Origin of the sequence: Methylophaga sp. UBA2689 (genome assembly GCA_002354555.1) — a bacterium.
GTDB lineage: Bacteria > Pseudomonadota > Gammaproteobacteria > Nitrosococcales > Methylophagaceae > Methylophaga.
On sequence record DELT01000045.1, the window covers coordinates 43,839 to 56,367 of the forward strand.

General features: G+C 45.1%; 10 protein-coding genes. 3 read left to right on the plus strand and 7 right to left on the minus strand.

The genetic code is table 11. The features are described 5' to 3' along the window. Nucleotides 1–7 precede the first annotated feature (7 nt). Nucleotides 8–1,171, minus strand: coding sequence for an ADP-forming succinate--CoA ligase subunit beta (gene sucC / locus B3M51_RS05075; protein ID WP_292757281.1), 1,164 nt, complete (start codon nt 1,169–1,171; stop codon nt 8–10). Nucleotides 1,172–1,284: 113 nt separating this feature from the next. On the opposite strand from sucC, the gene pip reads away from it, so the two are divergent. From pip to B3M51_RS05090, 3 genes are read left to right on the plus strand one after another with little or no spacing between them, the layout of a single operon-like run. After that, nucleotides 1,285–2,277 carry a prolyl aminopeptidase gene (gene pip, locus B3M51_RS05080; protein WP_292757283.1) on the plus strand — a complete coding sequence of 331 codons (993 nt, stop codon included), beginning with the start codon at nt 1,285–1,287 and terminating at the stop codon, nt 2,275–2,277. Continuing rightward, on the plus strand, nt 2,274–2,717 hold the full coding sequence (dtd, locus tag B3M51_RS05085; RefSeq protein ID WP_292757285.1) for a D-aminoacyl-tRNA deacylase: 444 nt from the start codon (nt 2,274–2,276) through the stop codon (nt 2,715–2,717). Before pip ends, dtd begins: the two co-directional genes overlap by 4 nt. 11 nt (nt 2,718–2,728) lie before the next feature. Next, the gene (locus B3M51_RS05090; protein ID WP_292757287.1) at nt 2,729–3,355 is read left to right on the plus strand and encodes a lytic murein transglycosylase; all 627 of its coding nucleotides are present in this window, start codon (nt 2,729–2,731) and stop codon (nt 3,353–3,355) included. Here the strand turns inward: B3M51_RS05090 and B3M51_RS05095 are convergent. From B3M51_RS05095 to ccoG, 6 genes are all read right to left on the minus strand, one after another. Then, a complete protein-coding gene (locus B3M51_RS05095; protein WP_292757289.1) occupies nt 3,334–6,672 on the minus strand; it encodes an EAL domain-containing protein in 3,339 nt (1,112 codons plus the stop codon). The genes B3M51_RS05090 and B3M51_RS05095 overlap by 22 nt on opposite strands. 39 nt (nt 6,673–6,711) lie before the next feature. Continuing rightward, complete coding sequence (locus B3M51_RS05100; RefSeq protein WP_292757291.1) at nt 6,712–7,797, minus strand: ABC transporter substrate-binding protein; 1,086 nt, start codon at nt 7,795–7,797, stop codon at nt 6,712–6,714. A 70-nt stretch (nt 7,798–7,867) separates the two neighbouring features. Next, entirely contained in the window at nt 7,868–8,080 is a 213-nt protein-coding gene (gene ccoS / locus B3M51_RS05105; RefSeq protein WP_292757293.1) for a cbb3-type cytochrome oxidase assembly protein CcoS, read from the minus strand. Nucleotides 8,081–8,083: 3 nt separating this feature from the next. Continuing rightward, nucleotides 8,084–10,540 carry a heavy metal translocating P-type ATPase gene (locus tag B3M51_RS05110; protein ID WP_292757295.1) on the minus strand — a complete coding sequence of 819 codons (2,457 nt, stop codon included), beginning with the start codon at nt 10,538–10,540 and terminating at the stop codon, nt 8,084–8,086. 25 nt (nt 10,541–10,565) lie between these two features. After that, complete coding sequence (locus tag B3M51_RS05115; protein ID WP_292757297.1) at nt 10,566–11,072, minus strand: FixH family protein; 507 nt, start codon at nt 11,070–11,072, stop codon at nt 10,566–10,568. Beyond that, entirely contained in the window at nt 11,069–12,490 is a 1,422-nt protein-coding gene (gene ccoG, locus B3M51_RS05120) for a cytochrome c oxidase accessory protein CcoG (protein WP_292757299.1), read from the minus strand. Before ccoG ends, B3M51_RS05115 begins: the two co-directional genes overlap by 4 nt. Between the last annotated feature and the right edge of the window lie 39 nt (nt 12,491–12,529).

Here is a 12,529-nt window from a genome sequence, read left to right on the forward strand (position 1 = left end):
GTGTTTATTACTCCCCTGCAGCAGTAACAGCCATGGCTGCTGCTTCAGTTAAATCCTGTGCTACGCGTAAATTCATTCCACTGTTTTCCAGTAATGTACGGCCCAAATCGGCATTGGTACCTTCCAGTCGAACGATTACCGGTAACGATAAACCAACCTCCTTGGCCGCCTGCATAATGCCTTGGGCAATTAGGTCACAGCGCACGATTCCACCAAAGATATTCACCAGAATGGATTTCACTTTTTTATCAGATAAAATCAACTTGAACGCTTCGGCAACGCGGTCTGAAGTGGTGCCGCCCCCCACATCAAGGAAGTTGGCCGGTTCACCACCCTGTTTCTGTATCAAATCCATAGTGGCCATTGCTAATCCGGCACCATTGACCATACAGGCCACATTGCCATCCAGCGCAATATAATTCAGCCCGAAATCACGCGCGATTACCTCAGCTGGATTTTCCTGGGTTGGATCAAATAATTCGGCCAAATCCGAGTGACGATATAAAGCGTTATCATCGACATTGATTTTGGCATCCAATGCAAGTAAATCTCCGGAACCGGTCACCACTAGCGGGTTAATCTCCAACAGGCTGATGTCTTTTTCACAAAACAGCTGATACAGATTTTGCATCAGTTGCTGTAATTGTTTGAAGGCTGTACCGGTTAACTGTAAAAAGAAACCCGCCTGACGACATTGATAAGATTGCAGGCCGGCTACAGGATCGACGTAAAGATTTAAAATAGCTTCAGGAGTTTTTTCAGCGACTTCTTCAATATCCATTCCGCCTTCGGCAGAAATCATAAACACAACACGTTGCGTGACGCGGTCGACCAGTAAGGCGAGATATAATTCACGGGCAATTGATGATGGGGTTTCAATCCAAATTTTATTTACCGGTAAGCCCTCTGCCGTCGTCTGATGTGTCACCAGCTGACTTCCCAGCATCGCATTTACCGCATGCTTCACCGCATCCAGGTTATCTTCAACACGCACACCACCGGCCTTACCACGTCCGCCGCTATGCACCTGGGCTTTCACTACCCAACGTTCACCGCCAATTGCTGTAATGGCAGATTCCACGTCATCAGCAGTAGTTATCATCTGTCCTTGGGGTGTTGCGATGCCATATTGGTTAAACAATTGTTTTGCCTGATACTCATGCAGGTTCATGTTGAGTTCGCCTTGTATGTCTTTATTATTGCTGAACAGCAGTGCCAACAGTTAAACGTCATATTTTCGCCCATCAAGGTAATAATTACCATCATCTGACATGATATAGTTGCGTGCTGAAAACCAATACGGAACAGCATATGCGTACTCTATACCCTGATATCGAGCCTTTTCACAGCCAGCTATTATCCTGTGAAGAAATGCCGGATGGTCGACGTCATGAGGTTTATTTCGAGCAGTGCGGCAATCCACAGGGAATCCCGGTTATATTTTTACATGGTGGGCCTGGCTCAGGTTGCCGACCACAGCACCGCTGTTATTTTGATCCTGAGCTATATCACATTATTTTATTTGATCAGCGTGGTTGCGGACGTTCGTTACCAGCAGGTGAGCTGGAACATAACACTACCGATTATCTGATAGCGGATATGGAAGCTATCCGCAAATTACTCAATATCGATAAGTGGATGTTATTTGGTGGGTCCTGGGGAGCCACATTAGCGTTAGCGTATGCCCGACAGCATCCCCAAAATGTCTCAAACATGGTGTTACGCGGTACGTTTCTTGGCAGACAGCAGGATATTAACTGGGTTTACGCTGCAGGCGGCGCATCCAGAGTGTTTGCTGAAGCCTGGCATGAACTGGTGAAGGATTTACCGGAAAGCGAGCAAAATTCGCCATTGGCATATTTTTATCAGAAATTAACCCATCCGGATGTCTCTCAACAGGTAAATGCTGCCAATACATTGCAAAACTGGGAAGCCACCATCGTGATGCTCCGCGATCAACATTATCAACCTGATGCTGAGCAATCGCCGGGACCACTGGCACACTCCAGAATTCAATTGCATTACGCGTTGAATAATTGTTTTCTGGCAGACCAGCCATTGTTGGAAAGCATCGAATCAATTAATCATATCCCGGCAACTATCATTCATGGACGCTACGACATGGTGTGTCCAATGCAGCAATCGTGGGAAGTTTATCAACGCTGGCCGAATGCACAGTTTGAAGTGTTGCCTATGGCTGGACACGCAGCAAGTGAGCCTGCGATTATTGATGCGCTGGTCAGAACGACAGATCAATTGGCATCAAAACTAATATGATTGGTTTGTTACAACGTGTCAGTCAGGCGGATGTGGCCATCAATAAAAATCAAACCATTGCTCAAATCGGCCAGGGTTTGCTGGTATTGATTGGTATAGAAAAAACCGACACGATGGCTGTTGCTGATCGATTGTTAAAACGCATTTTAAATTATCGGGTATTCAGCGATGCCGACGACAAAATGAATTTAAGTTTGCTCGATATAAAAGGTGATTTATTGCTGGTACCGCAATTTACTTTGCCCGCTGATACCCGTAAAGGCAATCGCCCCAGTTTCACGCCTGCTGCCCCGCCCGACCAGGGCAAACAATTATTTGATTATTTGCTGGCGCAGGCACGGCTGCAACCCCTCACGGTTGAAGCCGGGCAATTTGCTGCTGATATGCAGGTTTCAATGACCAACGACGGGCCAGTCACTTTCTGGCTACAAGTTAACTAATTCGGATATTTATGCGTATATTGCTCAAATTTTTACTTGGTACGACTTTAGTCGTTATTGCCATCGCAGCATTAATGCTGGTCCCCTCCCCCCAACCCAAAGCACCCAAACCCTGGGAAGTGACGGTAATGCCTGATAACCAAATTGAGGTGATGGGTTTGCACTTAGGCACTACTACTTACGGGGAAATTCAGCAGTTATGGCGTGAAGCTGGGGAAGCGGCTCTGTTTATTTCTGAAAACGACGATATCTCAGCTGAAGTATTTTTTGAATCCGTAAACCTTGGTGGACTTTCAGCACGTACTGTCCTTAATCTGCAGGTTCCTCAAGAGGTTTTACAAGCGATGGCGGAAAGAGCTCTTTCGGCCAAACTCCAACCCAGTGGAGCACGGCGCTATGATCCTGCTTTTGATGATAAGCAGGCTCTATTATCTGCTCCGGCAGCAGTGCTTACTTATATTCCTTCAGTACGTCTTGATGAGGAAATGGTGCGCACGCGTTTTGGTGAACCTGAACAAATTCATAATGAGGCAGAAGAAAGCCCGGCACAAATCTGGCATTACCCGAACATTGGTCTCACTATCCGGCTTCACCCTGAAGAACGTCCAGTGCTGACTTATACGGCCCGCACATCCTGATCGGTTTGTTTTATGTAATCCATCAGGTCATTCAGGTCGATGGCCTTGCTGAAATAAAAACCCTGTGCACGTTTGCACTGGCTTTTACGTAAGAATGCCAGCTGCTCTGCGGTCTCAACCCCCTCTGCGACAACTTCCAGGGCCAGACTGTTCGACATGGCCAGAATGGCATTTACAATAGCTGCATCGTCACTGTCTTCTGTCACATCGCGAACGAAAGTCCGGTCTATCTTGAGCACATTGAGCGGGAACTGCTTCAAATATGACAAAGACGAATAACCGGTTCCAAAGTCGTCAATCGCCAGGGTAATACCAAGCAAACTCAATTCTCTTAGGGTCTGAACAGCTTGTTCAGTGTTTTCCATTAACAGGCTTTCGGTAATCTCCAGCTCGAGATTTTTCGCAGGCATTCCGGTTTGTTCAAGCAGGTTGCGAATAAAGTTGACCAGTAAATTACCTTTGAACTGACGGCCCGAAAGATTGACTGCCATTAAAAAGTCATCGGGCAAATAACTCTGATTTGCCATGTAGGCTTCACAGGTTTTCCTTAACACCCATTCTCCTACCGCACTTATCAGACCGGTATCTTCTAACACGGGTACAAAAATCGCTGGTGAAACATCTCCCCATTGCTCTGTATGCCAACGCAATAAAACCTCAGCACCTGCAACACGGCCAGTTTCCAGATCAATCTGTGGTTGAAACTGCAGATAAAACTCCTGCAATTCAACTGCACGACGCAAACCAGTTTCCATCGCCAGACGCTGTGATGCCTGGGCGTTCATTTCTGAGGAATAGAACTGAAAATTATTACGACCGCTACCCTTGGCGTAATACATCGCTGCATCAGCATTGCGCACCAACATATCCACATCACGCCCGTCAGCAGGATATAAGCTTATACCGATACTCGGACTGATATTGACTTCAATGTTATCGAGCATATACGGCAAAGCTGTCGTGCTGAGAATTTTTTCAGCGACTCTGCCGACATATTGAGCCGATGTGATATCTTCCAGAATAACGGTAAATTCATCCCCGCCTAATCTGGCAACCGTATCACTGTCCCTGACACAGGAACGAATACGTCGTGCTACCTCACAAAGCAGGATATCACCGGCTTTATGGCCCAGTGAATCGTTGATATGTTTGAAATGATCCAAGTCGAGAAAGAACACAGCGAGTCGACCATTTTGTCGTTTAGCTTTGTGTATGGCATGTTCAAGGCGATCTTTAAATACACCTCGGTTAGGTAAGCCGGTCAGAATATCGCTGCTGGCTAATCGAGTCAGTCGTTCTTCATTCTGACGCTGATGAGTCACATCTTCATAAAGCCAGATAGATCCCTCCGCTGGATTGAGCGGGTCAATTACCTGACCAGCGACAGCACACCAGAATTTCTCGCCATCGGCACGGATCATTTCTACCTGAGCTTCAAAATTTTCTGCTTCAGACAATGTGCTGTAAGCCTGTTCTCCAAAACGCTCAAAAGCTTCCTCGCTAGGATGCAGACATAAAGTACTTTTGCCTTCAATATCCTCCCGGGAAAACAAAAACAATTGTTCGAACTTATTATTTACCCGAATAATCTGACGATTCTTGATAAAAGCAATACCTACCATGGCATTTTCAAGAATGGCATTTAATTCATTGCTGGTTTGGACTAATGCCAGTTTGGTTCTTTTCCATGTGCTGATATCCGAAATAACGCAAACCCAGATATCATCATCAAATTCTGATAAAGGACTTAGTGAAACCCACATAGAAAATGACTCGCCAAACCAGTTCAAACCTTCGAACTCACGGTTGTCTTTTTGCTGCTGCTCAATATCGCCAAGGGACTGAATTGATTCTGTCTGCGCAAAAAACTGCAATATTTTCTGACCCGCCAATTGGTTCTCACTGGCTTTTAGTATTTTTTCTGCCGCGGGATTACAGGAACTGATCGTTCCATCTGCCTGGAGCGCCAGAATGGCTTCCGGAACACCATTAAGAATGGCTCGAATCCGTGTTTCCCTCACCTCAAGTGAATGTCGGGTCTCATCCAGTGTCTCAATCAGACTCTGTGTTTGTGCTGCAAAAACATTAAAGTCATTGGCAAGTAAATTAAATTCACTTTGACCATTGTCGGTAGGCATACGAGTATCAAAATTCTGAGCTGACAAAGCATGCATCGCTTTACGCAAGCGTTGCATCGGTTGATTAATTCGTGCTGTCATGGTGAGCACAAAACCGGTAATACCTAACGAAATAATCAAACAACTAATAATCATCCACCATTTTGCTGTCTTGGCCAGAGCAGCAGATGCCTGCGTTCTGACCAACCCCTGTTCACCTACTCTGGCGGAAAGATTATTCAGATTCAGCATCAGTATTTCTAATATATCCAATCCCTGCTGTTGCACGATTTGGGATTGTTCATATGCCTCGATTTGTCGGATGCGCAATTGATAAACCGAATTATCATCATCAACTACCAAGTGAATAAAGCTATCAATCTGTTGTTGTAATAAATCGGCCTGTAGCATCAAATCAGGGTAATTTTGTAAATGCTGCTTGATTACCAAAATAGCATTTCGCAACATCGACTCCTGTTCCCGAATATCGTTTTCCCTGATACTGAGCAGCAAATCCTGGTTTTGTGTTTCACGAATTTGCTGACTTAACATACTGATGCGCAGCACATTCAGCATCAAAGAATAGCTGCTACGTTCAACGGCACTGTAATTATCAATTAACGCAGATGTATCAGGCTGTTCTGCTACGGGGGGGCGCAAAGACTGGATTTGTCTGGTCAGGGTCAAATCAATTTTGCCGGTAATGGCCTCGGCAATTTCCTGAATCTCCTCTCCCAGGGAGGACACACTTTCGGTACGTTGTTCAAGCTGTTCAGATAATTGGTGCTGAACCTGCATTTGCTGCAATAACTGGCTATCTGTTTTGAGGAATTGCTGATAGTAATCAGTTAATACAGTGGTGAGCTCTGGTGAAATTTCCAGCTCCTGCATACTTACCAATAAACGCTGCCAGGTTTGTTCAAATTCAGCTTCAAGCGGCGCTCTTTGAGAAATACTGGCAAGTTCATCAGCATTTCTGGCACTGATAATCTGTTTTTGCCTCGAAATAAAAGCAGCTGCACTGATAGTGATTTGTCGGGCATTATCTACCAGCGGAAACACTTGTTCGGTAAGCTGGAGTTGATTTTTTGTGTAATGCTGATGACTGAACAAGGCTATTGCCGCCATTAGCAATACCATCAATACGGTAATGACTGCCCAGAAGTGCAACAGTGCACGGATGCTCCAATTTTTAAACATATTTTCCCTGTTCATTTTGCTCACATCCTGTTGATGAAGCTACTGTGGTAACTCAAAGTCACGCCATTCAAAGGATCTAAACGAACCGTTTTCAAGTTTGCTGAGCCACACTTTGCTGCCTGCTGGTGAGGCGTTACTGGCAAAACTGCTCTGGGTCTCCAGACCAATATCCCAATCCTCAAGATTATATAAAGCATCAACAACTGATTGACGTGTGACCGGACCATCAATACGTTTTAATGCCTGACAAAAAACTTTTGCAACGATATAGCCTTCCAGAGAGACCGTATTAGGCTGCAGGTTTTTATCATATTGCTCTAAGGCCTGCCGATATTCATTGACGATTGGTAAATTAGCATCTATTTCCGGCACCACCTGACTGACCAGAACATTTGCATCAATCCCTTGAAGAGATTGCTCCAATACATGGCTACCGACAAATGAAACATTCACAAACCACATGTCCGGCTTGTCTGCATGCAATAGTTTTATAAACTTGGCTGATGGGGCATAACTGCCAGCCATCAGAATAACTTTGGGTGTTTTTTTTGCTTTGAGAATCGTCGCAACGGCACTTTCAACATTCAACGTATTGCGTGAATAATAGGCATGGGTCAGGAAATCCGCCTGATAAAAGCCTCTGTCTTGCAAAGCTAATGATGCAGCCTGAAATACTGCATTGCCATAACTGTCCTGTTGAGTAAAAAAAGCGATTTCATCGGCTTGAATGCCCGCATTCAATAAACCGTTAATCAACGTCGTGACTTCTTGTCGATATCCTGGTCGGAAATTAATGATGTAACGACTAGGAGGATCTCGCCTTAACACTTCACCACCGGAAAATGCACCGACCAAAGCAACCTGAGATTGCTCAGCAATCGGAACAGTAACCACTGCCGTTGGGGTTCCAACATTACCCAGCACTGCCACAACATCATGCTCAGTAATCAGCTGTCGCATGTTGGTGGCTGCCAGAAGTGGTTCGTAGGAGTCATCCAATGCCAATAGCTCAATACTATTGCCTTGAATGCCACCCTGATAATTTATTTTGGAAAAAAAAGTATTTATTCCGGCTTGCATTGACAGTCCCATTTCAGCTAATGGACCACTTAATGCACTACTCATGCCAACATGTATATTTTCAGCCAGGACATTTTTCGTCAGCAATAGGCCAACGCAACACAGGACAACAAGCCTATTCATCCTTGCGGACTTCATTCTGTTCTTGTGTTTCTTTGTCCGCTTGGTCTTCGGTCTCTTCAGGATCGTTATCATCATCCATCAATACCCGGTTAGCGGCACCATCCATATCGTCATACTGACCACTGCGAACAGCCCAAAAAAACACTGCAACACCCACCAGGCCCAGTAATAGCATACCGGGTAAAAGTCCATAAATGACTTCCATAGCCTACCTCTTAACTATTCGACTAATCCTGGCAGCATTACCAATGACAAGTAACGAACTAATCGGCATCGTGATTGCTGCCAGTAAGGGACTGACTAAGGCCATCATCGCTAATGGAACCATAATCACGTTATAACTAATGGATAATACAATATTCTGCAGAATGGTGCGTAATGTCCGGGCAGCCAACTGCCTCGCCAAGGCCACCTGACTCAGTTGATTGTGCGATAGAATAATATCGGCACTTTCAATAGAGACATCAGTCCCCGAAGCCAGAGCAATACCGACATCAGCCTGGATTAATGCCGGTGAATCATTAATGCCATCCCCCACCATTGCAACACAATCGCCTTGTTGCTGTAATCGTTGAATCACCTGCCGTTTCTCAGCAGGCAATACTTCGGCCAATCGCTGGATATTGCCTAAATCTGCGGTAACCGAATCCACTACCAGCTGGCGATCACCGCTTAATACCGTCACTTTTAGCCCTTGCGCCAACATATCAGCAATCATGTTTTTTGCGTCATCACGTAACGTATCGAATAAGCCTAAAATTCCTATCAGTTTTTGATCACGCGCCACAAATACACCGCTGATCCCTTGTTGTTCCAGTTGATTGACCTGTGACTGCCATTCACCGTTTAGCTTTATGGCATGCAATGTCATCCATTCTGCCGTACCAACAAGAATTTTCTGTCCTTCAATATCCGCTTCCACCCCTCTTCCCGGAGAAGCATTAAACCCGGAAATATCCAATAAAGGCAGGTTTTCTTGCTGAGCGGCGGAGATAATCGTTTTTGCAATACCGTGTTCGGACTTTTGCTCTGCTGACGCCGCAATCTGTAACACAGTTTGTGGTGAAATGCCCTCCGCGGTGAATTGTTTAACCAACCGTAATTTACCTTCAGTCAATGTGCCAGTTTTATCAAACACATAATGCGTCACACTGGATAATTTCTCTAATGCAACACCTTGTTTGATCAAAATGCCATTGCTGGCCCCCACACCACTGGCAACCGCAATCGACATTGGAGTTGCCATGCCAAAAGCGCAGGGACAGGTCACCACTAATACCGAGGCTGCAGCCAATAATGCTTTTTCAAAATCACTTCCCACCCAGTACATAAAGGTCAACGTAGCAAGGGTCAGGGTAACAACAACAAACCAGGGAACGATTTTGTCTGCAAGCGTTTGAATAGGTGCTTTAGAGGTTTGTGCCTCATCCATCAGCGCAATAATTTTAGCCAGGGCAGTATGGCGTAATACATATTTTGCTCTGACAACAAAAGCGCCTTCACCATTAATACTGCCGGCAACTACAGAATCGTCAGGTTGTTTACGAACCGGTTGTGATTCGCCTGTCAGCATTGATTCATCTACGGCACTTTCACCTTCGGTCACAATACCATCGACTGGTATATTTTCACCCGGTCGTACCAGCACCAGATCCCCTGCTTTTACCGAACGGATCGGCACTGTTTTCTGGATTCCCGCATCCATTACGGTGGCCAGTTTCGGCTGTAACTCCAGCATGCGTCGCGTTGCAGATAGCGCGTTCCGTTTGGAAAGCGCTTCCAAATATCGGCCAATAAGAATGACGAAGATAAAATTCACTACCGTATCAAAGAAGACTTCGCCATCTAACGATCCAGTGAAGGTGATATACGTCGAGTACAGATAGGTTGCAGTAGCACCGATGGCAATCGGCAAATCCATGGTGAGATAACGGCTGCGTAATCCACTAATTGAATTGCGGAAAAAAGGATAGCCTGAATAAAGCAATGTAGGGGTGGCAATAAAAAATCCCACCCAATGAAACAGATTGCGGAACTCGTCTTCTGCTGCCCCGGAATACAACGCAATGGAAACCCACATCAGGTTCATCATGGCAAAACCGGCAAATGCCATGCGATAGACTAATCCACGATGACGCTTGGCCAATGCACCCTCTGCCGTTTCGGGGTCAAAAGGGACTGCTGCATAACCCAGTTTAGCCAAATGGTGCATTAAAACAGATAAGGATGTTTCGCGATTATCCCAGCGTATTCGACAGCGTTTTGCAGTCAAATTAACATCTGCCGCCAACACGCCGGGTAATTTATGCAGTGCATGTTCAATTAACCATACGCAGGCTGCACAATGTATCCCATCAATTAACAGGAAGATGGTGCGTTTATCACCAAGATCATCGACATAATCTGCCTGAATTTCATCAATATCATAGGCATGAAAATCATTAGCGGTTTCAGGTGGAGGAGCGAGCGATTCGCCTTCTGGCGTTTTATTATAAAAACCCTGTAGCCCCGCTGCGTATATTGTCTGGCATGCCATTTGACAGCCATGACAACAAAACTCATGTGGAAGAGAATTTATTTGTGCAGTAAATTCACCGGGATTTTTTACAATTAACCCACAATGAAAACATTCGCTTTTTTTAGCTTGCGCGGCAGATTCAGACAAAAACTATCAACTTGCTTTTAAATAATTAAGGATCAATATAAATTCTGCGGGTAATCAGAAACTCATCCTCTCCACGTTTGGCTTCGACAATAATGTCCCAGTTACCTGGCAAACCAAACTCAATATCCGCTCCATACCGCCCCAGTCCAATGGGATTCATTTCAACTGAAAAATCTTGACGCTGATCCGATGGGCGATAAGCGAATAGGCTGACAGAATCCAAATTCACAGTTTTGGAATTTTTTCCTTGGATCAGCACTTCATAGGCCTGACGCTGGTTAACCCGATTATTGGCCGGAACCATAATGACCCCGCTCCAGCCGAGCTTATTTTCCTGCTCCAGCTGCATTTCTTTTTCAGCGTAGGCTTTGCCACGTTCATAGTAATTATCGACGACCAGATTTGGTGGCGACTTAAATGCCAGATAGATAAATATGATATTCATCGTGACAAAAGTGCACAAAAATGCCAGAAAACCTAAGACCCATGGGTTTTTCAGTGCTTGATTATTTTCTTGTGAGATTGCCATCATTTCGGCCCCATAAAGACACTTTCATACTGGACAGAAACACCCGGGTTGGAAACGACATTTGCAATAAATGTAAGGTGTTCCAGTTCTGTGTTGAGTTCACCATTAGGCACTCTTACCAGCGCCTGTAATGGAATAACTTTGCCTGGTTCAATAATAACGCTGTGGTCAATACCATGCAAAGTGGCGCCTTCCAAACCACTGATGCCATACTGAACTTCCATGGTTTCGTTGGTTTTGTTAAGCATTTTAAGTGTGTAACGGTTCTGAATAGATCCATCACTTAGCTGAACAAAGACTGGTTGTCGATTGTGAATAACCTGAAACTCTGTTGACGAGAGTGTGGCAAACCCATAACCAACGCCGGACATTGCCATCATTAATATAAATGAATAAATAATGACTCTCGGACGTTTATATAATGCGGCTGGTTGAGCATTATGATGTAAATCCTTGTATGAGGCATAACGAATCAGACCACGGGGCTGATTGGTCTTGTCCATAATACTGTCGCAAGCATCAATACACATACCACAGGTGATACAGCCCTCTTGCTGCCCCTTACGAATATCAATTCCAGTAGGACATACGGCCACACACACTTTACAATCAATACAGCTGCCTTTGCTGGAATCCACAGCACCTTTTTTTAGCTTGCCACGGGGTTCACCACGTTCGGCGTCATATGCCGGTAGAACGGTATCCTGATCATACATAACACCCTGCAGACGGGCGTATGGGCATAGCCAGAAACAGACCTGCTCACGCATAAATCCAGCAAAGATATACGTGCCAATAGTAAACATAGCCAGGACGATCCAAGCGGCTAATGACGCCTGCAGATGAAAATAGTCGTACCATAGTTGAAACGCGTCGGTAAACCAGGCAGCAAAGGTCACGCCAGTCAATAAGGCAATTGACAGCCATAAAGCGTGTTTCAGCACAATACGGGAAATTTTGCTGACGGTTGTTGGTGAGTTTTTAAACTTCATCGCCTTTTGAGGTGTGTCACCCTCAATACGGGTTTCGATAAAGGTAAAAACATCTGTCCAGACAGTTTGAAAACAGAAATAACCACAGAATACCCGACCCGCAATACTGGTTACAGCAGCCAGCAATATTGCAAAGAACAATAATGTAAGGGAAAGCATCCAGATATCTTGTGGGAAAATGGTGATATCTAAAAAGTTGAATTGACGATTGGGGATATCGAAAAGAATTGCCTGTTCCCCGTTCCAGCGTAGATAAGGCCCAATAAAGAAAATTAACCAGACGGACATGCCAAACCATTTAAGTCGTCTGAACCGGCCGGACATCCGCTTTGCTACGACCTTAGTGCCGCCGGCATTAACATGCCAGTCAGAGACCTCATCATAGATGTCATTAATATTGAGCTCTGCTGACTTCAGTTGTTCCGACACAGTTTGTACCTCACAGGCAACTTATCCGATGGAATTATA

Coding starts and splice junctions, on each gene's coding strand:
- B3M51_RS05095 (WP_292757289.1), bottom strand. CDS start 6,672: ATGTTTAAAAATTGGAGCATCCGTGCACTGTTGCACTTCTGGGCAGTC.
- B3M51_RS05115 (WP_292757297.1), bottom strand. CDS start 11,072: ATGATGGCAATCTCACAAGAAAATAATCAAGCACTGAAAAACCCATGG.
- ccoS (WP_292757293.1), bottom strand. CDS start 8,080: ATGGAAGTCATTTATGGACTTTTACCCGGTATGCTATTACTGGGCCTG.
- dtd (WP_292757285.1), top strand. CDS start 2,274: ATGATTGGTTTGTTACAACGTGTCAGTCAGGCGGATGTGGCCATCAAT.
- B3M51_RS05100 (WP_292757291.1), bottom strand. CDS start 7,797: ATGAGTAGTGCATTAAGTGGTCCATTAGCTGAAATGGGACTGTCAATG.
- B3M51_RS05090 (WP_292757287.1), top strand. CDS start 2,729: ATGCGTATATTGCTCAAATTTTTACTTGGTACGACTTTAGTCGTTATT.
- sucC (WP_292757281.1), bottom strand. CDS start 1,171: ATGAACCTGCATGAGTATCAGGCAAAACAATTGTTTAACCAATATGGC.